This is a genomic window from Micromonospora inyonensis (assembly GCF_900091415.1).
Lineage (GTDB): Bacteria > Actinomycetota > Actinomycetes > Mycobacteriales > Micromonosporaceae > Micromonospora > Micromonospora inyonensis.
Genome location: NZ_FMHU01000001.1, coordinates 3,061,563 through 3,084,208 on the forward strand (window position 1 = coordinate 3,061,563; position 22,646 = coordinate 3,084,208).

22 protein-coding genes, 4 pseudogenes and 1 riboswitch are annotated in these 22,646 nt (G+C 69.4%); of the genes and pseudogenes, 17 read left to right on the forward strand and 9 right to left on the reverse strand.

Annotated elements, in window-relative coordinates; translation table 11 throughout:
- Nucleotides 1–5: 5 nt before the first annotated feature.
- Genes GA0074694_RS13865 through GA0074694_RS13880 form a run of 4 tightly spaced genes read right to left on the reverse strand, consistent with a single transcriptional unit; the run spans nucleotide 6 to nucleotide 3,583 of the window.
- Nucleotides 6–764 carry a phytanoyl-CoA dioxygenase family protein gene (locus GA0074694_RS13865; protein ID WP_091458039.1) on the reverse strand — a complete coding sequence of 253 codons (759 nt, stop codon included), beginning with the start codon at nucleotides 762–764 and terminating at the stop codon, nucleotides 6–8.
- Entirely contained in the window at nucleotides 761–1,420 is a 660-nt protein-coding gene (locus tag GA0074694_RS13870) for a class I SAM-dependent methyltransferase (protein WP_091458041.1), read from the reverse strand. Before GA0074694_RS13870 ends, GA0074694_RS13865 begins: the two co-directional genes overlap by 4 nt.
- Nucleotides 1,417–2,667: a methionine adenosyltransferase gene (locus GA0074694_RS13875; RefSeq protein WP_091458043.1), complete on the reverse strand. Its 1,251-nt coding sequence runs from the start codon at nucleotides 2,665–2,667 to the stop codon at nucleotides 1,417–1,419. The genes GA0074694_RS13870 and GA0074694_RS13875 overlap by 4 nt, the downstream gene beginning before the upstream one ends.
- A gap of 16 nt (nucleotides 2,668–2,683) precedes the next feature.
- Entirely contained in the window at nucleotides 2,684–3,583 is a 900-nt protein-coding gene (locus GA0074694_RS13880) for a radical SAM protein (RefSeq protein WP_091458045.1), read from the reverse strand.
- A gap of 219 nt (nucleotides 3,584–3,802) precedes the next feature.
- Between GA0074694_RS13880 and GA0074694_RS13885 the strand changes: the two genes are divergently transcribed.
- From GA0074694_RS13885 to GA0074694_RS33650, 4 genes are read left to right on the forward strand one after another with little or no spacing between them, the layout of a single operon-like run.
- A complete protein-coding gene (locus tag GA0074694_RS13885; RefSeq protein ID WP_091458047.1) occupies nucleotides 3,803–5,227 on the forward strand; it encodes an NsdA family TPR-like regulatory protein in 1,425 nt (474 codons plus the stop codon).
- 15 nt (nucleotides 5,228–5,242) lie between these two features.
- The gene (locus GA0074694_RS13890; RefSeq protein ID WP_091458050.1) at nucleotides 5,243–6,202 is read left to right on the forward strand and encodes an FAD-dependent oxidoreductase; all 960 of its coding nucleotides are present in this window, start codon (nucleotides 5,243–5,245) and stop codon (nucleotides 6,200–6,202) included.
- Nucleotides 6,203–6,212: 10 nt separating this feature from the next.
- Nucleotides 6,213–6,833 (forward strand): hypothetical protein, encoded by a 621-nt coding sequence (locus GA0074694_RS13895; RefSeq protein ID WP_342670936.1) that lies wholly within the window; start codon nucleotides 6,213–6,215, stop codon nucleotides 6,831–6,833.
- An 8-nt stretch (nucleotides 6,834–6,841) separates the two neighbouring features.
- A complete protein-coding gene (locus tag GA0074694_RS33650; protein ID WP_281189945.1) occupies nucleotides 6,842–6,970 on the forward strand; it encodes a hypothetical protein in 129 nt (42 codons plus the stop codon).
- Nucleotides 6,971–7,006: 36 nt separating this feature from the next.
- Here GA0074694_RS33650 and GA0074694_RS13900 read toward each other — a convergent pair whose 3' ends face one another.
- Nucleotides 7,007–7,504, reverse strand: a complete 498-nt coding sequence (locus GA0074694_RS13900) for an NUDIX domain-containing protein (protein WP_245714684.1) — start codon at nucleotides 7,502–7,504, stop codon at nucleotides 7,007–7,009.
- Between the two features lie 75 nt (nucleotides 7,505–7,579).
- Between GA0074694_RS13900 and GA0074694_RS32895 the strand changes: the two are divergent.
- The 6 genes and pseudogenes from GA0074694_RS32895 to GA0074694_RS13920 all read left to right on the forward strand — a co-directional run.
- A pseudogene (locus tag GA0074694_RS32895) lies at nucleotides 7,580–7,717 on the forward strand (cyclophane-forming radical SAM peptide maturase AmcB); the annotation flags it as partial.
- Nucleotides 7,714–7,895: pseudogene (gene amcA, locus GA0074694_RS34195) on the forward strand (multiple cyclophane-containing RiPP AmcA). The pseudogenes GA0074694_RS32895 and amcA, both read left to right, overlap by 4 nt.
- An 80-nt stretch (nucleotides 7,896–7,975) precedes the next feature.
- The gene (locus tag GA0074694_RS13910; RefSeq protein ID WP_091458054.1) at nucleotides 7,976–8,638 is read left to right on the forward strand and encodes a pentapeptide repeat-containing protein; all 663 of its coding nucleotides are present in this window, start codon (nucleotides 7,976–7,978) and stop codon (nucleotides 8,636–8,638) included.
- Nucleotides 8,639–9,025: 387 nt separating this feature from the next.
- Nucleotides 9,026–9,598 (forward strand): hypothetical protein, encoded by a 573-nt coding sequence (locus GA0074694_RS30910; RefSeq protein ID WP_141714100.1) that lies wholly within the window; start codon nucleotides 9,026–9,028, stop codon nucleotides 9,596–9,598.
- The gene (locus GA0074694_RS13915; RefSeq protein WP_281189946.1) at nucleotides 9,591–10,202 is read left to right on the forward strand and encodes a helix-turn-helix domain-containing protein; all 612 of its coding nucleotides are present in this window, start codon (nucleotides 9,591–9,593) and stop codon (nucleotides 10,200–10,202) included. The genes GA0074694_RS30910 and GA0074694_RS13915 overlap by 8 nt, the downstream gene beginning before the upstream one ends.
- Nucleotides 10,203–10,405: 203 nt before the next feature.
- Nucleotides 10,406–10,995 (forward strand): annotated as a pseudogene (locus GA0074694_RS13920) (transposase family protein); the annotation flags it as partial.
- A 159-nt stretch (nucleotides 10,996–11,154) separates the two neighbouring features.
- Here GA0074694_RS13920 and GA0074694_RS13925 read toward each other — a convergent pair.
- From GA0074694_RS13925 to GA0074694_RS13935, 3 genes are read right to left on the reverse strand one after another with little or no spacing between them, the layout of a single operon-like run.
- Complete coding sequence (locus tag GA0074694_RS13925) at nucleotides 11,155–12,228, reverse strand: ABC transporter substrate-binding protein (RefSeq protein ID WP_091458056.1); 1,074 nt, start codon at nucleotides 12,226–12,228, stop codon at nucleotides 11,155–11,157.
- Nucleotides 12,225–13,058 carry an ABC transporter ATP-binding protein gene (locus GA0074694_RS13930; RefSeq protein ID WP_091458058.1) on the reverse strand — a complete coding sequence of 278 codons (834 nt, stop codon included), beginning with the start codon at nucleotides 13,056–13,058 and terminating at the stop codon, nucleotides 12,225–12,227. Before GA0074694_RS13930 ends, GA0074694_RS13925 begins: the two co-directional genes overlap by 4 nt.
- Nucleotides 13,055–14,089 carry a FecCD family ABC transporter permease gene (locus GA0074694_RS13935; RefSeq protein ID WP_091458061.1) on the reverse strand — a complete coding sequence of 345 codons (1,035 nt, stop codon included), beginning with the start codon at nucleotides 14,087–14,089 and terminating at the stop codon, nucleotides 13,055–13,057. Before GA0074694_RS13935 ends, GA0074694_RS13930 begins: the two co-directional genes overlap by 4 nt.
- A 44-nt stretch (nucleotides 14,090–14,133) precedes the next feature.
- A riboswitch (cobalamin riboswitch) is annotated at nucleotides 14,134–14,317 on the reverse strand.
- Between the two features lie 618 nt (nucleotides 14,318–14,935).
- Between GA0074694_RS13935 and GA0074694_RS13940 the strand changes: the two genes are divergently transcribed.
- From GA0074694_RS13940 to GA0074694_RS13970, 7 genes and pseudogenes are all read left to right on the forward strand, one after another.
- Nucleotides 14,936–15,475 (forward strand): alpha/beta hydrolase, encoded by a 540-nt coding sequence (locus GA0074694_RS13940; protein WP_091458063.1) that lies wholly within the window; start codon nucleotides 14,936–14,938, stop codon nucleotides 15,473–15,475.
- A gap of 336 nt (nucleotides 15,476–15,811) precedes the next feature.
- Nucleotides 15,812–16,336: an IS110 family transposase gene (locus GA0074694_RS13945; RefSeq protein WP_245714686.1), complete on the forward strand. Its 525-nt coding sequence runs from the start codon at nucleotides 15,812–15,814 to the stop codon at nucleotides 16,334–16,336.
- A gap of 238 nt (nucleotides 16,337–16,574) precedes the next feature.
- A pseudogene (locus tag GA0074694_RS13950) lies at nucleotides 16,575–16,817 on the forward strand (SDR family NAD(P)-dependent oxidoreductase); the annotation flags it as partial.
- Nucleotides 16,816–18,300 carry a hypothetical protein gene (locus tag GA0074694_RS13955; protein ID WP_176737726.1) on the forward strand — a complete coding sequence of 495 codons (1,485 nt, stop codon included), beginning with the start codon at nucleotides 16,816–16,818 and terminating at the stop codon, nucleotides 18,298–18,300. The pseudogene GA0074694_RS13950 and the gene GA0074694_RS13955, both read left to right, overlap by 2 nt.
- A gap of 497 nt (nucleotides 18,301–18,797) precedes the next feature.
- Nucleotides 18,798–19,088 carry an ATP-binding cassette domain-containing protein gene (locus GA0074694_RS13965; RefSeq protein WP_218105683.1) on the forward strand — a complete coding sequence of 97 codons (291 nt, stop codon included), beginning with the start codon at nucleotides 18,798–18,800 and terminating at the stop codon, nucleotides 19,086–19,088.
- 104 nt (nucleotides 19,089–19,192) lie between these two features.
- On the forward strand, nucleotides 19,193–19,354 hold the full coding sequence (locus GA0074694_RS31630) for a hypothetical protein (RefSeq protein WP_176737900.1): 162 nt from the start codon (nucleotides 19,193–19,195) through the stop codon (nucleotides 19,352–19,354).
- Between the two features lie 37 nt (nucleotides 19,355–19,391).
- Entirely contained in the window at nucleotides 19,392–21,479 is a 2,088-nt protein-coding gene (locus GA0074694_RS13970; protein WP_245714687.1) for a PQQ-dependent sugar dehydrogenase, read from the forward strand.
- A 190-nt stretch (nucleotides 21,480–21,669) separates the two neighbouring features.
- Here the strand turns inward: GA0074694_RS13970 and GA0074694_RS13975 are convergent, their stop codons facing one another.
- Complete coding sequence (locus GA0074694_RS13975; RefSeq protein ID WP_091458071.1) at nucleotides 21,670–22,008, reverse strand: hypothetical protein; 339 nt, start codon at nucleotides 22,006–22,008, stop codon at nucleotides 21,670–21,672.
- Nucleotides 22,009–22,646: the final 638 nt, after the last annotated feature.

The window sequence follows — 22,646 nt, forward strand, 5'->3', positions numbered from 1 at the left end:
GATCTTCATCGCGGTGCCCCGCGTTCCGGCCGGGCGGGGCTGTACCCGAGCACGAGCAGCCGGCGTGGGTGACCGGAGGTGTTGGGTCCGCTGGCGTGAACCAGGGCGGCGTCCCAGACCAGTACCGTGCCGGGCGCGGCGACCAGCGTCACGGCCGCCGTGTCGGGCGCGGCGGCGTCCGGTACGACGGGCCCCTGGTTGTCCGTCGGGATCATCCCGATGGTGCGTCGGTGGCTGCCGGGCCATACCCGCAGCGCGCCGGCCTTCTCGGTGCAGGGGTCGAGGCAGACGGCGACGGTGAGCACCCGTGGGTAGCCGCGTGTCGCGTAGTAGGCGGCGTCGGTGTGCTTGCGAACCTCCTCACCGAGCACCGGCAGCGTCGCCCAGCCTGCGGAGATGTCGACGGTCTGCTTGTACATCAGCTTGTTGTCCATCAGCGCCGGGGGCGCACCGAGCAGGTCGGCGACGACTGCGCGCAGCGCGTGGTCGTCGGCCACCGTCGTGGCGGTCGGGGACAGGTCGACCACGGGCTTGACCTTGAGGACGTACGGCTTGCCGCTGGTGAGGCGCCACCAGGTGACGCGCGGGTCGAGTGTCCTGGAGGCCACCATCCGGGCGAGCCGGCCACCGAGAATCTCGTCGGCCTCGACGCGGAGGTCCTGGATGGTGGCGGGCGGAATCAGATCCGGCAGGACGAGGTACCCGTGCGAGGCGAACCGGTCGATCTGCTGCGCGGTGACCGCCGGCGCGATCGGTGGAGTCATCGGGCACCGCCTTTCGTGGCGATCGGGATCAGGAAGTCGCGGCTGGGTTTGGTCCAGTGCGGTGGGGTCTGCTCGACCGGCATGGTGTGCGGGTGGGCGGTCCATTCCGCGAAGTGCCGGTCGAGGACCGCGCGGCGGGCCGGGCTGATCGCGGTGCCGCTGTGGAAGAAGCTGAACCGGCCACCGGGGCGCAGGCAGGGAATCGCGACGTTGGCGACGAATTCGGCGAAGTCCAGGTCGGCGTGTCCGTCCGGTGGCCAGGTGTCGTACATGATCGCGTCGAAGGCACTGGTAGGTAGCCTCACGAGCTGCCACGGGTCGACGTGCACCCGCATGGGTGTGTCGAAGGCTTCGACCAGCCGCGTGCGAGCGGCCAGGGCCACGGCCGGGTGCGGTTCGATCGCGGTGTACGAGCCGATCTCACGCTTTGACAGCTGCGCGGCGAACACACCCAGGCCGAGTCCCACCTCCAGTACGTCGGGACGGCTGAAACCCTCGGTGAGGTGGGCTACGTGCTCGCCCATCAGGTCGGCTTCGGCGAAGAACATCACGTACTGCGAGCCGATACGTAGACCCTCCGCGTCGATGACCGCGGGCTGGTCGAGGAGGGCGTCGATGTGTCGTTGGTGCACCGTGGACAGGACCTTGCGCGTCACAGCGGCACCCCGTCCCGGAACCGGGCCAGCGGCTCGGTGGCGATGAACCGGGCGGCGAAGGTCGGGGCACCGGCGACGACGCGTCGCACCACCTCTTCGATCTCGGCCACGGTGAGCGCGTCGACATCGCGGTCCACCGAGACCAGGACGTGGGCGGGAGCGTCGAGCTGGCCGCCGTTGCGGGCGGCGATCGTGACCTCGGTGTACACCGAGGTTTCGGCCAGCACCCGCTCGGCGGTCTCGGCGGCGAGCGCGGTGTAGATCTTGCCGGCGTGGTGCACCGGGTTCTTGCCGGCCGGGGCTTCACCGCTGGCCGGGCGGAGCGGCTCGATGACGCCGCTGTACCGGTTGCCGCGCCCGACCGCGCCACAGTCACCCTTGCCGAGAGAGGTACCGAACGGTGCCAGGTAGCCGCGACCGGGGACGTCCTTGGTGTTGAGATGCAGCGACAGGCCGGTGACGTGCCGGGCTCGGGGCTCCTGGTCGAGCAGGGACTTCAGCTCGGCGGAGACGGCGCTCTGCGCCTCGGCGAGCGCGGTCCGGTATGTCGGCCAGGAGTCGACCAGCTCGGGGTGGAACGGTACGGCGGCCGTGACCTCCAGCGCCGAGCCGATCCGGACCACCATGACCTTCACGTCGGTCCCGGCAGCCGGCACGGCCTGCCGGAACGCTTCGGCGGTGAGCCGGCGTTCCAGTCGTATCGCGAGATCGGCGGCGAGGCTGCGCCGGCTGGTGCCGACGCAGACGACGGTGTCGTTGGCGACGGACTCGGTCGCGAGCACGGTGTTGATGTCCGGTGCTGCGTCCGGGCAGTAGAACCTCCGGTCGTGGTCGACGGCGGTGCCGCGCGTGTTGTTGATGTGCAGGCGGAGGTGTTCGAGGATGCGGCGATCGCTGAGCGCGGCCGGGAGGATCTCGAGAACGACCGCTCGGAAGATCTCCTCGATCGGCACCTGCGTGGCACCGACCTGGTCGGTGATCTTTCCGAAGAGGTAGCAGTCGGCGGGCTTGAGGATGTCGAAGCCACCGAAGCGCACGTCGGCGGCGGCACCGACGAGGTTCACCTTGTCGACCCAGTGGTTGGGGATGGCACCGAACTCGCGCAGGCACCAGGACGAGTAGCGCTGGGAGAAGGCGTCCGCGACCAGGTCGGCGAGACTGTCCGGATGGCCGACTCCCTTACGCTCGGCGACGTCGAACGGCTGGTCGTCGGGGTCGACGCAGGCGTGACGGATCGAGATCTGCACGGGGATGCCCTTCGGGTCAGAGGTCGTCCGGGTCGACGCCCTGTTCGGGGCGGACCGGAGGATCGACGAGGTAGGACAGGCACTGCGACAGGACCAGCACCCGTTTGGCGGGGCACGGCTCGTTCACGTCTGCTGGCCGGAAGGTGCCGTCGTAGAGGTTTCCGTAGCCGGTGGGCACGGAGGCGCACCGGCGTACGTCACCGGTGACCGTGACCTTGAACGAGGTGACACCGGCGGTGCACGCCTGTCCCCGGAAGGAGAGGATCCCGTCGAGGTAGGGCCGGTTGAAGACGTACTCGCCGGAGTTCGCCAGCACCAGGGCCTTCTGCTCGTCGGTGTAGCTCTCCGGGTAGCGGACGCCCTCGTACACGCCCTTGAACACCTTGGCCCGGACGTGGTCCACACCCAGTTCGCGCAGCCGGTCCAGGTCGGCGGCGAACCGACCGAGCAGCGGCGGGTAGAGCACGTACAGGGCGGTCACGTCGAACCCGCCGCGCCGCAGGATCAGGTAGTTGCGGGCGTAGGCGTCGAGTTCCAGCCCGCGTAGCTCGCGTTCGGGCTGATGGATCGCGGCGACGATCTTCGCCACTCGGTCGGCCGGGACACGCTCGGCGAACTCCGCCACGTCGTCCGAGGCGAGGTTGGTGTTGATGCTGATGAAGTGGTTGGCGGCCAGGCCCCGGCACAGCTCGACGAAGCCGGGGAACATGAACGGTTCGCCACCGGACATGTGCACCAGGCAGACCTTGCCCAGCTCGTCGAAGCGCCGGACCACCAGCTCAGGGGTCGGCTCGTCGAGGTGCTTGCGGTTGAGCACGTAGCGGATCTGCGGGTGGCAGTACTCGCAGAAGAAGTTGCAGCGGTTCGTGAGGTGCCAGTCAAACTCCCAGTCCCATGGAGGTTTGGTCTGGGTCATCGCCGAAGTACGCATCAGGTCCTCCGCTCGCCCGTCGGGGATTCACCCGCCGGCGCAGCCCTGCTGGCGGTGCACCGGCGGGGACGCATTCAGCAGACCGCGAACCGGCACCCCTCGGGCAGGGGATGGAACCGTCAAGAGCGTCAATTCCGTCGACCGAAGCGGTCAACACGATCCGGCACTGTCGCGGTACTGTCGGTTGCCCCTGCGGAGGAACCGATGGGATTGCCACCCGACCGCACCAACCAGACCCTCGCCGCGCACATGACCGAAGCGGGCCTCACCCCGCGCACCCTCGCGCGGGAGATCAACCGCCTCTTCGGCGCTGGCACGCTCGCCGAAACCGCGCCCTACCACTGGCGCGACGCGGGCGGCATCCCCCGCCCGCCGCTGCCGGCGCTGACCGCGTACGTCATCTCCCGCCGCCTCGGCCGCATCGTGAGCGCAGGGGACCTCTGGCCTGGGCAGCCCAACAGCGCGGATGGCACGCTGGTCATGGCGGCCAGCACCGGCATGGACGGGCCGTGGACACTCGCGAGCACCATGCTGGTCGCCGAGGACTGGCTATTGGGAGGACTGGTGGACCGGAGAATGTTCCTCTCCGTCTCCGGGGCCGCCCTCACCCAGGCCGTGAACATCTACCTCGGCATACACCTACCGGCGGACGGGGCAGCGCTCCCGACCGCAACATCCGACGACCCGCTCGTCGAGCAGATCGAAGCCAGCGTGCCGCGCCTGCAACTGCTCGATGACGAGCGCGGCGGCGCGTCCGGCCTCGGCTACGTCGGCGCCCAGGTCCGTGCGGTCCTGCTCGTACTCCGCGACGGCGGCCACACCGACGCCACCACCCGCCGACTTCTGGTCGCCCTCGCCGACCTCGCCCAACTCGCCGGCTGGAAGGCGTTCGACGCCGGACAGCAAGGTCTCGCCCAGCGCTACTTCTTCACCGGCCTGCGCGCCGCCCATGACGCCGGATACCGGGCCATGGAAGCCCACATCCTCGCCGACCTGTCCTTCCAGGCCGCCTCACTCGGCGACGCCGACGACGGCCTACGCCTCGGCAGCGCCGCCCGCAGGGTCGCCGATCGGTCCGCCGCGAGCGTCCAAGCCTCCGTGCTGTCCCGCCTCGCGTACGCCCACGCCGCCGCCGGACACGTCGAGCAGTGCGAACAAACCTGGGCAGAGTCCCGCGACCAGCTCGCGAAGCGGCAGCCCGACCGCAACCCGGAGTGGATGTACTACCTGACCCCGAACCACCTCGACTGCCAGGCCGGCTACGCGATGATCCTCGCCGGTCGCCAGGTGGTGGCCAACGGCAGGGGCACCGACGGGCGGGCCCTGCTCCGCAAGGGCGAGGCACTCCTACGCACCGGGGCCTACGCCCGCCGACCAGACGTCCCCTACCAGCGGAGAGCCCTCTACGAAGGCGCCTGGCTCGCCCTCGGCTACACCGCCCACGGCAAACTCGACGACGCCTGCGCCGTGACCCGGATGGCCCTGCCCCGGCTTGAACAGGTCCGATCGCCTCGCAGTACCGCCTTGCTGAGCACGCTCGCCCAGGAACTGCGGCGACGGAAGCGGAACCAGAGCGTCGCCGACCTGCTCCCCGACCTTGAGAACGCGCTCGCGCGCCAACCGGCCTGACACTACGGTCAATCGATGAGCCGTACCGATCTCGACGCCCTGGTCATCGGGGCCGGCGTATCCGGCCTCACCACCGCCGTCTGCCTCGCCGAAGCCGGACAGCGGGTGAAGATCTGGGCAGCCGAGCCACCCGACCGGACCACCTCGTACGCCGCCGGGGCGATGTGGGGTCCGTACCTTGTCGAGCCCGTCGACCGGGTGCGGGTGTGGAGCGCTCAGACGCTGGACGTGCTGCGGCACCTCGCCACCGACCCGGCGACCGGGGTGCGGCTCGTCTCCGGGATCGAGGCGTCCCGCACGCCTGTCGAATCGCCCGAGTGGGGCAGCCAGCTCGACGGGTTCCGGATGTGCGAGCCGAGTGAACTGCCGGACGGCTTCGCCACCGGGTGGCGCTACACCGCCCCGTTGGTCGACATGCCGGTCTACCTCGGCTACCTGCGCCGGCGGCTTGAGGCGGCCGGCGGCGAGATCGCGATCCGCCGGATTCACTCGCTTGGTGAGGCCGTTGGTGTGGCCCCAGTGATCGTCAACTGCTCCGGAATGGGTGCCCGTGACCTCGTACCCGACCCCGAACTGACCCCGATCCGCGGGCAGCTCGTCGTGGTCGAGAACCCCGGCATCACCGAGTTCTTCTCCGAAGACACCGGGCCCTCACCGGACCTGCTGCACTTCTATCCTCAGGGCGAGACTCTCGTGCTCGGCGGCACCGCCCAACCCGGTGAGTGGAACCGAGAACCCGATCCGGAGACCGCCGCAGCGATCGTCGCCCGCTGTGCCGACGTCGAGCCTCGCCTGCGTAACGCCCGGGTCGTCGAGCACCGGGTGGGACTTCGCCCCACCCGGCCGTACGTCCGGGTCGAAGAAGAGCAGCTTGGTGACGCGAAGGTGGTCCACAACTATGGCCATGGCGGGGCTGGCCTCACTCTCTCCTGGGGCTGTGCCTTCGAGATCGCACGTCCAAATCTGATCGTCTGATACCGGCCGCATCGTCGTGAACGGGGTCGACGAGCTCAACGCGGTCGAATACACGATCATGCCGGACCGCATGGATGCCGGCGTGCTGGCCATCGCGGCTGCCATCACCGGTGGTGCGATCAACCTCGTCGGTGGCAACGTGCTGGATCACTTCGGAGTCGCCGCGCACAAGCTCCACCAGATGGGCATCGACCTCGGCGCCGTCGGGGCGGTCACCAACGTCACCCGACCCGGTCAACTGCACCCGATCAACGTCCTCACCGACACCCACCCCGGGTTCGCCACCGACCTGCAGCCCCCGCTGATGGCCCTCGCCACCCAAGCGCCCGGAACAAGCTACTTCCGTGAGCGCATTCACGACGCCCGCTACGCCCTCGCTGGTGAGCTGACCAAGCTCGGCGCGGACCTCATCGTCGACGGCGAGAAGGCCGTGGTGCACGGTGGCAAGCCGCTGCGTGGTGCCGAGGTCATCGCCCGGGACCTGCGGACCGGCATCGGGCTCGTGCTGGCCGGACTTGTCGCCGACGGCGAAACCGTCATCGGCAACGGCACCATGGTCGACCGGGGCCACGCGGACCTGACCAGCCGGTTCACCGCCCTCGGTGCCGACATTACCCGCGAGGAGTTCTGACGACAGGCTTGCTGAGCGAGCACGAAGTCCTCCGCGATGCCGTCCTCGGCCGAGAGGTCGTGCGGCAGGCCGCCGCGACCATCGCCGCCGGCGAGGCCGTCCTGACCTCGGCGGCAACCGATAGCTCCGCCGCCTGACCTGCTACGCACACCGCGTCCACACCCTCAGCCCGACTATCTATTTGAGGTAGCGACTCCATCCTCAAGGTAGACACCACCACGCCCGATTGCGGCGAGCGCCGCGACAACCCGCCGAGCCAACCGAGGGATCAACATCTCGCCCAAGCGCTCCGGCTCGACGAACTCGAATCGGTCGAGCTCGTCCGGGCACAGTCGCATCGTCGCGATCTGGTCCGCTGTCAGCACCCCGCCGTCGAACACGAACATGAGCCCGCCGTCCCATGGCGGGCTCGCCGGCACCCAGTCGACGCACAGCAGCGCTCCTGCGGGCACCGACAGGCCCAGCTCTTCCCGGATCTCGCGCGTGCAGGCGTCCGCCGGAGACTCGTCCGGCTCCACCGTTCCGCCGGGAACTTCCCACACGTCCATGTACGTCGGGTGGACCACCAGCACTCGGCCGGCCTGATCCCGGAAGATCACGCCGGCCGCCGCGCGGACCCGCGTCACGCTGGCGATGTAGGAGATGTCAGGTTCGGTCTGCGTCTCGGCCACGCGACCGACCCTACGGGCTCGCCCTTGGCGCATAGCCCGTTACCGAAGGAAGACCGGCCGCGCCCGGTCCGCCGGCGGCCCGCCCCTGCCGGCAACCGCTAATTCGAGCACCGCACCTTCACCACCCGTGAGACCAGCTTCTGCCGGACCACCCGGCAGGCCCTCGTCCGCGCCACCGCGGACCACCTCGCCCAGACTGGAGGAGCAGCATGACCAACGCCCTCGCCGCTCTGATCAACGCCGCGCCGCAACGCCTCGACCGTCTCGGTGTCGAGCCGTCCCGCGCGGTAGCGTCGGTCGACGCCGCGAAGTCGACAATCGGCCTACCTGGGACGACCGGGGCAGCTTCGACAGCCGCCTGGGCTGGGACAACTGGAACAAGAAGAAGTGATCCGCTGACAGCGGACCCGACACTCGGTGCGCGGGGCGGTTGGCCCGCCCCGCGTCGCCCCAGAAACAGGTAGAGGACATATGCGAACCACCACAGTCGGCGACCTGCGGATCCTGCTCCCGGATCTCGACCCCGACGACCTGGACAGCACCAGCGAAGTGACCGACGACCTCAGCGACGCCACCGTGGAGAACGCCTCCTGGCGCGGCGCTGAGCTCGAGGGTGTCAGGATCCGCAGCAGCCGGATCACCGGAGCGGACCTCAGCGAGAGCACCTGGGAGCCGGGAACCCTCTTCGGTTGCGAGATCACCCGCACCGACTTCTCCGGAGCCACCCTGTCCGGCGTCACCATCGAGCGTTGCGCTGTCACCGGCTCGCGGTTCACGGGCACCAGACTCACCGACATCCGCGTCAAGGACGTCCTGTTTGAGGGATGTCGCTTCGACTACGCCACCCTCACCCGGATCACCGCCGCCGGAGCCGTGGCCTTCGTCGACTGCATCCTCACCGACGCCACCTGGTCCTCCTGCCGACTCCCCAACATAGTTTTCAGGTCCTGCCAACTCGCTCGACTCGAACTCGACTCCTGCCAGCTCCACGGCGCAGACCTCCGGGGCAATTCGCTGCACGACCTGAAGACCAGCCTCGGCAACCTGCACGGGATTACCCTCAACGAGGACCAGCTACCCGACATCACCCACCTGGCCGTCACCGAGCTCAACCTCACGGTGCAGCGAAGATAACCCCAGGGACGCAGCAAGCCGTCTCGGCCGTACAGGAATGTCGCCGGCTTCAGCAAGGTGGGGCGGTCGTGCTCGGCACCCGCCGGCTGGGCAAACCGGAACAAGAAACAGCCCGCTGACCCGCCGGTCGAGGTCTGATGCGCAGGGCAGGTTCCTGTCCTGCGCCTGTGCAGACCTGCCCGTTCCTCTGCACGGGGTGCAATGGTGGCAGCAGGCGAGATACTCCAGGAGAGGAAGCTTCGTGGCCAACCGGGGCCGAACGATCTGCTCCGCGTGGCGCGGTTGGCGTTGAGGTCTCCGTCAGGGTCGGGGCGGGTGATGTCTCGGCAGGAGTTGGCCGACGCGGTCAGCGCCCATGTTTACGCTCACGGGGGACACCGTAGCGCGGTGGACGCCCGCTACATCGGCAGGCTCGAACGTGGGGAGCATCGGTGGCCGTTTGAGCCGTACCGTACGGCGTTGCGGGAGGTCCTGGGCAAGGCGACCAACGCCGACCTCGGGTTCTTAATCATTCAGGGACACGCCAGAGACCCTGAGGAAAGCCCGGACGAGCCAGGACCAGTCGCCGAAGTGCCCGCGACCGCATCCGGCGACGACCTTGGTCGCACGGCAGCGGCAGCGAAGGCAGCCGGTCCGGTTATCTCGGTCAGGGTGGCGGCGGTGCGCGCGAACGTCATCGCGGATGACGTCACGGTAGTCCGTCGCGACAGTAGGACCGGCGCTGTCGCTGTCCTCGCGGAGCCCGTCGAAGTGTTCATCGAACCGTCGGATGTCGCGCTGGAGGGCCTCGCGGCCTTGCCCGACAGGGCGTCGCAGTGGTCGGGCACCGCCAGGCGCACTGGCTTGCTGATCGGTGGCGGTCCCGATGACGAATGTGCGGATCGCCGGCCCGGCTGTAGGTGCCCGGTATCCGTTGGCCCGATGCTTTCCGGGGCCGATCACCTCGCAGCGGGTGGTTGAGGCGCGCAGGGACCTCGGCCGGCAGTTAGCCGCATGGCGCGCCGCCACAGGATTGACGCAGATGCAGCTCGCCAAGGCCATCTGCTACTCCCGCAGTACGCTGGCGAACGCTGAGATCGGCCGGGACATCAGTATCCGCCGGTTCTGGCAGGACGCCGACCGGGCGGTCGACGCACGAGGAGCGTTGCTGGCCGCGTTCGACCAGGTGGCCGCGCTGGTCCGGGACTTCCACACCCAGCAGGCGCGGGAACGGGACGAGGAACGCCAGCGACGCGCTGGCCGGCCCGCCACTCTCGCCACTCACGCGGCGACGGGTGGCTGCTCTTGTGGAACGGTGGTCGTCGGCCGGTGGACCGGACGGGAAACCCGCGCGTTGCGCGAGGCGCTCCGGATGACCGTCCACGACTTCGCCCGGCACCTCGGGGTAGCCGCCGCGACGGTCTCCGGCTGGGAACACCACCACACGCCCACACCACCGAAGATGGCCACACAAGCGGCCCTCGACGAAGCGCTCACGCTCGCCGACACCGACACCAAGGCCCGATTCCTGCTGATCCTCGACACTCCGAACCACCACACGTGGGACTGCCCCGGGTTTGGTTGACTCGCGGGGTTGAGTGGTTCAGGCCGCGGTGTCCTGCGACGTCCGGGCCCCCCGCGATCCGCTCACCCTCGTCGGTCACACCCTCTACGACCAGCGGAAGAAGACCCGAAAACACCGGCCGCACAAGCTCATCGACAGCCCTCACGCCAGTGTCAATGACCCTCACGACTCTCCGTCACCACCGAATGTGAGACAGGGCCGAAAACTTGACAAGCCCGATCGGCCCGCTGTTCGGGGTGTCGCACTCTGCCGCCCACCGGGTCATCGACACCCTCGGCCCGCTACTCGCCCTGACCCCGGGACGCTGGCGCAGGGTCGACCAGATTACCGTCGTCGACGGCACCCTGATCCCGACCCGGGACCGCCGTCTGGCCGCCCCGAGTAAGAACTACCGCTACTCGACGAACCTGCTGCAGGTCGCCATTGACGCCACACCCGCCTGGTTGTGGCCCTCGGCGACCCACAGCCCGGCAACCGCAACGACACCCTCGTCTGCCGCACCAGCGGCATCGACCAGAAGCTGGCCGGACGGCCGGTCATGGCCGACGGCGCCTACCGCGCGGCAACCCCGAGGTGATCATCCCTTACCGCAAGCCCACCGACGGCAGTGAGCTACCCGACTGGAAGAAGGACCTGAACAAGCAGCACCGCACCGTCCGCGCGCAGGTCGAACACGCCCTGGCCCGAATGAAGGGCTTCAAGGTCCTGCGCGACCACCGCCGCGCCGCCCACACCCTCGCCGACACCGCGTCCGGGCATCGCCCATCTCCACAACATCATCCTCGCTGGCTGAACGCCGGTTCGCTGTCTGACCAGGCGTTCACCGAGTTACGAGACGTCCTTTAGTCACCACTCAGCAGGGGTTTTCGGGGGGTATACGGGGACCATCGCGGGCCTGGCGTGCTTGTCGGCAGGTTGCGCGCTCCCCGCGCCGGACTCAAGCTGCGGGCGGTCACTTGAGCCAGTCGTTGCCGGGCAGTTTGCTGAGCTGCCGGATGTCGAGCGTCGGCGAGACCGATGACTTCGGGACGACGCCGAAATGCTCCATCGCTTCGCGTACCCACTCGGCCGCGTCGATGTTGAGGGGGCCGGAGACCCACATGGCGTACGGCAGGTTGACGAACCGCCCATCCTTGACCGCCTTGAGGTTGCGGGATGCTGGGTTGGCCTTCAAGGTGTCGACCTTCTGCTGGTACGACTGTCCCGGGTAGTCGACGAAGAAGATGACGTCCGGATTCGATGCGGCGAGCCGCTCCCAGCCCACCTCGGTCCAGGTGTCCTTCACGTCGGCGGTGGCGTTGGTGACCCCTGCGGCGTCGAAGATGGCCTGCGGGCCGCCGTACGAACCGGAGGTGAAGATGGCGTCGGTCCCGGAGTCGAAGAGGAACGCGGTCGGCTTCCCGCCCCTGGGTGCGGCGGCCAGCGCCGTCCGCCGCTTCTCGATGTCGGCGACGACGGTGTCCGCGGTCTCGCGGTGGCCGGTCAGCGTGCCGACGTTGCGCAGGTCGGTGGTGAGCGCGGTCCACGCGTCCATCGTGCCGCGAGCGCCGTTGTCCTGCTTGCAGGTCTCGCTGAGCAGGTAGGTCTTGATGCCGTGGGTCGTCAGGTCCTCAGGCATCAGGTTGCGGGACTCGCTGAACCCGTATCCGTAGCCGGCGAACATCATCTCCGGGTTGACCGCCAGGACGTTCTCCAGGGTGGGGTGCTCGTCCCCGACCTCCTTCAGCTGATCGATCCGGGCTTCGGGATAGGCGAGCTCGATCACGTCCCGGTCCTGGTCCATCCCGGTGACGGCGATCAGTTGGTCGCGTGCGCCGACGGACAGCACGATCGAGATGATGCCGCCGTCGTACGCGTACAGCCGGGTGACGGGCTTGTCGACGCTCACGTCCTGCCCGCAGTTCTGGACGGTGATGGCACCGGTGGCCGCGCTCGATCCGGCCTCGCCGGAGGTGCACGCGGTGAGGGTGAACAAGCCGAGCACAAGAGCGGTGACACGGGTACGGCCGGGTGGGAAGACGGTCATGCCGGTGAGGTGTCCTTCCGGGGGTGGATGAGCAGATGGTGCTGCGGGAGGTCGGGGTGGGGCACCTGAACGGAGCCGACGCCGAAGTGCGTCTCGACGTGGTGGGCGCCGAGCACCTCGGCGGGCGGGCCGACGGCGACGATGCCCGCTGGCTCCGACGTCCGGTCGCTGCCCGCGCGCCAGCCGACGAGGGCCAGCCGGTCGAAGAAGCGCAGGGCGAGATCGAGGTCGTGCACGGTGGCCACCAGGGTTCGGGCGCGTGTGGCGAAGACCTCCAGGAGGTCGAGCTGCCAGGCGACGTCGAGGTGGTTGGTCGGCTCGTCGAGCAGCACCGTCGGGCACTGCTGGGCCAGGCCGCGGGCCAGGACGGCCCGGCGCCGCTCGCCGCCGGATAGCTGGTCGGCGACGGTGTCGATCCGGCCGGCCAGTCCGACGGCGTCGAGGGCGTCGAGCACGAGATCGCGCTCGGCGCGGCCACCGCGGGCCCAGGGACGGGTCTGCGGCACCCGGCCGAGGGTGACCATCTCCCCGACCCGCAGCTCGGAGGTCGTCACGTCCTCCTGAGGCACGTAGGCGAGCTGCCGGGCGCGTTCCCGGTTCGGGAGCCGCCGCAGATCGATCAGTCCGCCCCGCCCGTCGGCGATCAGCGCGGTTCCGGAGCTGGGGCGCAGCACTCCGGCCAGCACCCGCAGCAGCGTCGTCTTCCCGGCGCCGTTGACCCCGACGATGCCGAGCCGGCTGCCGTCGGCGACGTCGAGGTCGACTCCACGCAGCACGGTACGGCCGCCCATCCGGGCGGAGACGTCGTGCAGGCGTAGGGCGGGGGTCATCGGTCACCACCGAACCGGTACGAACCTCGGCCCATGAGCAGCAGGAACAGGGGCGCCCCGAGCACGCCTGTCACCACGCCCAGGGGAATCTCCTGCGGTCGCACCATCACCCGGGCCAGCACGTCGACCCAGACGAGGAACATCGCACCCGCCACCGCCGCGACCGGCAGGACGACCCGGTGCCGGGCGCCCACCATCAGCCGGGCCGCGTGCGGAACGATCAGCCCGACGAACCCCACTCCCCCGCTGACCGCCACCAGCACACCGACGACCACGGACAGGATCACGAACAGCGCCGTACGCAACGCGGCCACGTTGATCCCGAGAGCCGCGGCCGTCTCCGGCCCGGCGGCCAGCGCGTCGAGCCAGCGATGCACAACCAGCAAGCCGGCCGCGAGAACGACGACGAACGCGGCGGGTATCACAAGCTTTTCCCAGGTGGCTCCGCCGACGCTACCCAGCATCCAGAACATCACCGAGTTCGCCGCGCGCGCATCGTCGCTGAGGAAGACCAGCAGCGAGGCGATCGCTGAGAACCCGGAGGACAGGACGACGCCGGAGAGCACCAGCCGGATAGGGGTCAGTCCACCCTGCGCGGTGGCGATCAGCCAGATCAGCAGCGCGGATCCGACCGCCCCCAGCAGCGCCCCGGTCGAGACTGCGTAGAGGCCCAGCCCGGCAAGCGCGCCGGTGGTGAGGGCCGCGGTGGCACCCACCGAGGCGCCCGAGCTGATACCCAACAGGTAGGGGTCGGCCAGTGAGTTGCGTACCAGGGTCTGCATGCCGGCCCCGGCGATCGCCAGGCCCGCGCCCACGACCAGCGCCAGCAGCGCGCGGGGCAGGCGCAGTTCCCAGACGATGACATCCCAGCGGCCGGCCGGCTCGCCGGAGAAGCGGTCGGTGACCGCCGCGACGACCTCGGTGAGCGGGATTCGCTCGGAACCGAAGGCCAGCGAGGCGATCACGCTCAGGACCGACGCGACGGCCAGCACGAATAACAGCGGCCAGAACGGCAGCCTACGCCGGGGCATGATGCGGCCTCTCAAGTCTGGAGACCCTGATCGCGAGAGTCCATCGACGAGCATGTGAGCCGACAGGTCTTCGGACTTGGGGTCAACCGGCGGCACGGCCTTCCCAGAGAAGTACTCTCCAGTGGCGAAATCGTGCCGCCGTCGCCCGTACCGCTGCGCGCCAGTCCCGGAATCTCACCGGAGTTCCCTGGCATCCCTCAGGATGCGGTCGACTCGACCGGGATAGTACCCGCACCAGGCGGACTCCGCCACCGAGGACCTCACCCTGAATCGGTCGCTACTGCCGCGAACGCGAAACAACCGTCCAGTGACGAGGTCCAGTCTTGCCTGTCCCCAAAAAGCGGCTCGTTTGCGGCCACGTACCGGACGACCGTGTCCGCCAAGGCGTGCGACTGGACACACGTCCACGGCGCCTGACGCCCGCTGTCACCGGGTGCTCCATGGGTGCTCCAGCGCGATGGACGAGCCAACAGTTGGTGGACTGAGCGGCACGTCGTGCGGGCGAATCTGGGGATTGACCGCGAGTAGATGGACTCAAGCGACAGAGGTGGACCCATCGAGTCGATAGATGTTCATCTCTTAATCCGCGGGTTCGGGGTTCGAGTCCCTGGCGGCGCACCAGCAATAATGGCTCTGACCTGGCGGCGTTGGCGGTAACTCCGACGGCCTCGCCGTCGGGTGCGCTGGCGGCGGCGGGCCGGGCGCGGGCTCTGGCCCGGGTTGGGGCAAGCGAGCAGGCGCGGTCGGCCATCGACCAGGCACGCCGGATGTTCGACCAGGCCGGCGATGAGGACACCGACGTGGCATGACAGTGAAGCGCTGCGTTCCGGTCGCTACAGTTATCGAGTGATCGCTGGAGTCATCGTCCCCGGAGGCCGTTACGGTCCGCAGGCCCCTCTGCTCGACCTTGCCAGCGAGGCGCTCTCCGACCGCGACATACCAGTAGAGACGGTGAATTGGACCGTCCCGAAGGGTCTGCTGGACATCGGGCCGGAACCATTCGTTCGGGCGCACGTCTCTGCGGCACTACACCGGTTGGCCAGCGCGGCGCCCGCCGCGCAGCCCGTGATCATCGCAAAGTCGCTCGGCACCCACGCCGCCATGCTCGCGGCCGAACAGCAACTCCCAGCGATCTGGCTGACGCCGCTTCTGCATATCGAGGTCATCGCCGAGGCGATCGGCCGAAACCCGGCGCCCGCACTTCTTGTCGGGGGGACCCGCGACCGCAGCTGGCTACCTGACATCGCCGCAGCAACGAGCAAGAGGGTCGTCACCATCACCGGCGGCGATCACGGCTTGCGGCCACCCGGACCGCTACGGGCCTACACGCAAGCCCTCGGCGAGGTCGGTACAGCGATCGAAGAATTCCTGTCTCAGCTCCCATAGTCGGCACCGCTCTCCCGACTGCCGACGGCATGGACAGCACCGAGGCCAGGGTAGAAAGAATCCTTCCCGGCCGTGACTACATCAACGGCCGGCGCACCTTCATCGCGGCTACTTGTTTCATTGACCTGCGACCGTTGCCCGGCCAGGCTTCGGTCGAGGCGCCCGGGTTGTCGCTCTCATTGCGGCTGCCCACGCTGGTCGTGTGGCTCTCATTTGGCCTGCGCGACCCGGGCGTCGCCCCAGGGCGGGGAGAGGCTCAAGAGGGGTTTGCTCGGCTCGAAGTAGCGTTGCCCTCCCGGCTCGACAACCCAGGTGGATCGAGCATCGGAGGACGCGGTGAGTGGCACGTCAGATCGTGTGGTCATCGGGATGGACCCGCACAAGCGTTCGGCAACGATCGAGGTCATGGCCGGCGACGAGACCGTCGTCGGCGGCGGCCGGTTCGACACCGACCGGGATGGCTACACGGCGATGAGGAAGTACGCCACCCAATGGCCGAACCGGGTCTGGGCGATCGAGGGCTGCCAGGGCATCGGTCGGCACATCGCCAACCGGCTACTGGCCGACGGCGAGCAGGCCGTCGACGTCCCGCCGAAGCTGTCCGCCAGGGCGCGGGTGTTCGCCACCGGGCAGGGCCGCAAGACCGACGCCACCGACGCCCACTCCATCGCGCTGGGTGGCACCCGCATGGCCGGGCTGCGCCCGGTGGTCAACGATGAGCAGTTGGCCCTGCTGCGGATTCTGGTCGACCGGCGCCGCTCGCTCGGTGAGGACCACACCCGGATGGTGTCCCAGCTGCATGATCAGCGACGCGGTGGCGACGGCGGCGGGCCCGGGAGGACAACGGGGAACGACTACTGACTCCAGCGTGACCGACTCCCATCCCCCCAGCCGGCTCTTCGGAGAAGTCACTTCCCGGACCCACCGAGACCCAGGATAGAACTCTCCTCCCGGCGGTGTCTGACACAGAGGGGAGCCAGAAGAGGATGCGGCGGTGCGGTCGGTTGCCACCGGGCATGGGGCCGTGGGTGCCGGAAACGCGAACGCGTCGTCTGATCACCGCCAGACGGCTGGCCTTTGGCCGACCAGGCTTTCCTCTATGAACAACGCACTTGACGGCAAGGTAGCTCTCGTTACAGGTGGTAGTCGTGGCATTGGCGCCGCGGTGGCCCTGCGCCTGGCCAAGGACGGCGCCGATGTGGCACTGACGTTCCAGCAGAATCAGCAACGCGCCGAGGACGTGGTGGACCAGATCTTAGCGGTGGGGCGGAGGGCGATCACCGTGCAGGCCGACAGCGCCGACCCGGCGGCAGTAGTCGCTGCAGTGGACCGTGCCGCCAGTGTTCGTCAGTCACTGTCAGTACATCGTGCCCGCCGGGCCGGGCGCCTCCGGCATGGGCATCTACGCCCTCGGCGACGACCTGCTGCACGTCCGCGGGCCGAGCGAGTCCAACGGCTTCTGCGGCCTACACACCGGCTGGGTCGAGGCACGCGTCCGCGTCCTGCCCGAGCCTTCGGCGGGGATCGACACCGGCTGGGACGCGATCAGTGAGGCGACCCTCTGGAGTCCCAGCGGCCGGCTGTCAGTCGTCGGCCTGATGGGCGGAGTCGCGGAGGCTCTCACCGACGTCGCCGTCCCGCGTGGGCTGATCCGGGTGCGGGTGCACGCACGCGACCGCCTGGACGAGACCGTCCGCACCGACGACGACCCACCCGAGCAGCACGAGTTGCACGTCTGGGCGGTGGCCGAGGAGACGCCGTGGCGCACCGTGCAGGTCGACCCAGAAGGCCGGAACCGGGATCAGAAACCGGCGAAGGCCGCCGAGTGGGCGATGCTGTCCCTGGTACCGCGCCCCTCGAACCGTTCCGCCATCCTGGCGCTGATGGCACCTGACCCGTACCAGGACGACAGCGGCCCGTCCCGGGTGGCGGTGATCCGTCACCGGCCCACGCCGGTCCAGGTTCCCGAGGGAGTACTGCCCGCCGGCGACCTGGAGATCCGGCTCGAGCGCGTCGACAGCGAGACGCTTACCTGGTCGTGGGCCACCGCCGACGAGCCGATCTTCCCTCGCCCGCTGACCACACTGCCCGACGACGAGCCGAGCACCGTACGACTGACCTCCGGCCCCGACGGCTTCACCCTGCGGCACGAAGGCGTACTCGGCCGGCACGCCTTCGCCCTCGGCCTGATCTGGGACCACCTGCTCGACGCCCCCGGGTCGCACCCGTGGACCGAGACGTTGCGCGAGCAGGCCGCCACGGCGACCGCGCTGGCCGAAAGTTCTCGCCGCCTGCAGGCGCAGCGCCTCGCCGAGCAGTGGGGAGGCGCGCCACCGTCGGACCGGGTCCGCAGGCTGGTCAGCCAGGCGCGGTCCCTCGCCCGGATCGACCGCCCGCTGCTCGACCGCATCGACGCGCTACCCGCCGAACGCCAACGCCAGGCAGCCTGCTGGGCGGCCCGCCGCGCGATGCGCGTGACCGGGCTGGAACAGATCGGATGGATCGCCGACGCGCTCGCCGACGCCGAGGCCAACCGCCCACTGCCCCCATCCTTCACCGAGCACAACGGCCGGGCCGCGTTCGACCGGCTCCTGTCCGATCCCGAGGTGCCACACACCACCGTCCCGCTCCGGCTGGACCTGACGGCGTTCGGCACACACGGCGTCACCGAGATACTCCAGCAGGCCGCCGCGTTCCCCGCCCTGACCGCGCTGACGAACGACGCCCCGCTGGTCGCCGCGATCGACGCCGTCTACAACGCGGCCATCGCCCACGCCGACGACCGCGACCGCTTCCTGACCGACGCCCACGCCGCCCTACGCTGAACCTCCGACTCGACAGGCGATGCCAAACACGTCACCACCGCCCCCGGAGCCGAGCAGACGAACGCCCCGACCAAGCAGATGAGGGAGCTCCGCCCGCGCGCTCATGTCGAATTGAAGATGCCTGGCTGGCGTGCCGAGCAGCTGGCAAAACGGTACGGCCCGCTCCAGACGGCCTGTCTCGTCATCGGTGATGCCGTAGCACTCCGGCGTCTCGCCGCCTTCAACGGTGCGAACGCGCACATGGCGCAAGCCCGGTAGCTTGCTGACCAGCTGGGGGTCGCCGGCACCGAAGCCGAGGTTGTCGAGCTGGATGCGGGTGCAGCAGACCCACGCGTTCGAGCCGGGCGGCTACACGGTGAAGGACGAAACGTTGACCGCCGAAGGGACGGCCTTCGTAAGGAGGTCTTCCCGGCCGTCGCGCAGCGTGGGAAAATGGCCGGCCGGACTGCTTTCCGGCGGGCGGGCAGCAGAGGCAGGTGGAGGTCGCCCGGTCGCTCATGGCCGATCCCAAGATCGTGCTCCTCGACGAGTCGTCCATGGGTCTGGACCCGAGGGCGACGACCACCGTGTGCGAACAGGTCGTGCGCATGCGCGAGGCCGGTACGGCGGTGCTGCTCGTGGAGCAGAACGCCCGGTGGGCGTTGAAGACGGCCGATCTCGGCTGCGTGCTCGACCTCGGGCGCGTGCACATCTCCGGGCCGGCTTCGCAACTGTTGGCCGACCCGCAGCTCGGCGAGCTGTACCTCGGCGGAGGGCCCGCCGAGCCGACGGCACCGCCGAAGCCGTGACGGAGTCCGACGTGACAGCGGCACACAGAGTTGGAGCGTGAGCCCGTGAGCTATTCCGGAAGCGGTTGCGTGCTTCCAACAGAGCTGAAACGAGGTGTATCGCGATGACCAGAACGAGTCGGTTCGCCGTCCGCGCGATCGGGCTGGCCGGTGTGCTGACCGGCGACTCGGACGGCTGCGACTGCCGCATGGACGCCCTGATGTTCCTCGACACCGTCGTCTCGGCGTCCGACGTCGAGAAGCAGTACCGCTACATGGCCCGCTGACCACCCACCGCACCGCCTCACCGGGAAGGAGACCCGAGTGCGCAGTATCCGCATGATCGGCAAATCCGCGCTGGCGGCCGGTCTGACCGCCGCCACCCTCGTTCTGTCCGCCTCCGGCGTCGGTCCCGCCCGGTCCGCCGACCCCGTTTACGATCCGGTCGTCGAGATGCCCGTCCAGTCCCGGCTCGGTCTGGTCCTGACCGAGTACGCCAGGTTCCCGCAGTCGTCCCCAATTCCGGCGCCGACCGACCAGCGGCTCATGCGTACCGCCCGCATCAACACCATCATGGAACTGCCCGACGGCTCCGGACGGCGTGCCGTGCCGGACCTCAACGGGCACCTCTACCTGCTCCGGGATGGCGTGCCGTACGTCTACCTGGACGTCGCCGACACGTTCGCACCGCGGTTCTTCTCCGGCCGCGGGCTCGGCCAGGGCTTCGGTTACGTCGCGTTCCATCCCGAGTTCGGCACCAACGGACGCTTCTACACCATGCACACCGAGCAGGCGTCGCTGGCCACGAAGGCGCCGGACTACGCCCAGGCCAACAGCATCTACCACGGCGTGATCACCGAATGGACGGCGACCGACCCGGCCGCCGACACGTTCTCCGGCAGCCGACGCGAGATGCTGCGGATCGGCTTCGGCGGCCAGATCCACGGCATCCAGGAGATCAACTTCAACCCCACGGCGCGTCCCGGCCAACGCGACTACGGACTGCTGTACCTGGCCGTCGGTGACGGCGGCACCGGCGTACGCACCACCGAGCCGCAGAACCTGGGCATGGTGCACGGCAAGCTGCTGCGCATCGACCCGCAGGGCACCGACTCGGCCAACGGGCAGTACGGCATCCCGGCGGACAACCCGTTCGTCGGCCGGGCCGGCGCCCTGGGCGAGGTCTACGCGCTCGGGTTCCGCGACCCGCACCGGTTCAGCTGGGACTCGGCCACCGGCCGGATGTTCGTCGGCCACATCGGCGAGCACGCCATCGAGGCGATCTACGAGGTGCGCGCCGGTGACAACTTCGGCTGGAGCGAGCGGGAGGGCGCGTTCGTCTTCGACAAGACGGGGGCCGCCTGCGACAAGCTCCTGCCGCTGCCGGCGGACGACGCCCGGTACGGCTACACGTACCCGGTCGCGGCGTACGACCACAAGCCGCCGCCCGACTGGAACTGCACCTCCGACGTCGGTGTCGCGGTGGCCGGCGGGTTCGTCTACCGCGGCAGCGAGCTGCCCGCAATGAAGGGCAAGTACGTCTTCGGCGATCTGGTCGACGGGCAGGTCCTCTACACCGAGGCGCACGAGATGCGGCGCGGCCACGACCCGGCCACGATCCACCGCCTCGCGCTCTTCAACGCCGCCGGAGCGCCGGTGCGCATGCAGGACCTCTCCGGCCCCGGCGCCCCGGGCAACCCGGAGCGGGTCGACCTGCGTTTCGGCACCGACGCCGCCGGCGGGCTCTACCTGCTCGCCAAGGCCAACGGGAAGATCTGGAAGGTGACCGGCACCCGGGAGTTCGCGGACGGCGACGTCGGCGGCACCAAGCTGCACCGGCCCTCGGGCCCGGACGGGTGGACGCCGGTCACCCCGTCGAAGTGGCAGTACGACCGGGACGAGGTGATCCTCGCCGAGGCGGGCGTGAGCCGGCCCGGCCCGATCCGTCCGTCAGAGTACGCGGTGGTGGCCGGCGGGCCGGAGTGGTCCTCCGTGGAGATCAAGGCCGACGTCCGGCTCGACACCCCGGTCGAGGTGACCAACCGGGACGTGCTCATCGTCTTCGGCTGGCGCTCGGACACCGAGTTCTACTACGCCCACCTGTCGACCGACAACACGATCCTGCCGCACAACGGCATCTTCAAGGTGCACAACGCCGACCGGCAACGCATCGACTACCAGTGGAACGGCCGGTCGCGCGGCGCGAACCCGGCGATCGTCGACGCGGACTGGCACAAGGTGCGCGTCGTGCACCTGCCGGCCACCGGCGAGATCGCGGTCTACGTGGACGGGAAGAAAGACCCGCTGATGACCGCGAAGGACACCACGTTCAGCTCCGGACGGGTCGGCTTCGGCTCGTTCGACGACATCGGCCGGCTACGTCACCTGACGGTGACCGGAACCCCGGCCTGAACCGGCCCGGCGGAACACGGCAGGTCCGCTGCCTCACCGGGACCGGCAGTTACGGTACCCGGGGCTGACCGGGTGCCGGAGATGATCCCTGCTACTGCTACGGCGGTTCGTTACTTGTGATCGGCGGCGGCGCGTCCGGCGAGGACGAGTTTGCCGAACAGACGCCGGATCTCGTCGCCGCTCAACGGGATCAGCGGGCTGACCCGTCGTCGAACCTGGCGGGCGGCTGTCGCTCCCCGGAGAACCGCAGTCGGGTCAGGAGGTCGGCGACATCCCGGGTCTCCTCGTGGTCCGGCCCGTACACCACACCGAGGTCCTCGTGCAGCGACACGAACTCGGCTTTCGCCGCCTCGACGTCTCCTTCGGCGAGCAGGAGCAGGCCGATGTCGCGGCGCAGTTCCAGAGAGGTCGTGGAGACGTCACCCTCGGCTGCCCGTACGTGGGTGAGGACCTGGCGGAACTGACGCAGCGCCGTGGTGACCTGACCCAGTCCGGCCCGGCAGTGGGCGGCCTGTCGGAGGCAGGCCATCGCGGCGTCGCCGGTCGGCCCCTGGCTCCGCGCGAACGCCGAGGCGAGCGCGTCGAACTCCGGCAGCGCGGTGCGGAAGTCACCGCCGACGACGAGGATCGCCGCCCGGCGCTGCCGGAGCGCGAGGACGCGCGGGTGTTCCGTACGCCGCCACGAACTCCGGTCTGGTACTTCTCCGCGACCACCAGGATCCGGTACTCCCGCTGCCCGGCGGTGGTGCCGGCGCGGGCGCGGACGCGTAGCTGCGCGACGCGCCGGCCGATCGGCAGGTCCCGGCGGTCGGGCTGGCGCGGTGTGCTCATCGCCGCTCCGTCGGCCGGACGGGCTCGGTGTACTCGCCGCAGCGCGGACACCACCGCGACTTGACCCTGAACGTGAACAGACCGGCCAGGAACCCCACCGTCAGGCCACTGAGCACACTCACCAACACCTCGGACTCCACGAGCACCCTCACCTCCCGCCGAGACCGGAGAAACGGTGCCGGCCGGCGTTGACTGCTCTCACGTCCGAACGGGGGCGCGCGCAGCGTGGGCACCGCTGGGCCCTGACCTGGACGTTCAGCCCGATCAGGAAGCTCAACACCAGGCCACCGAACACGATCATCGAGATGCCAAGTACCACGACCACCTCACTTCCGG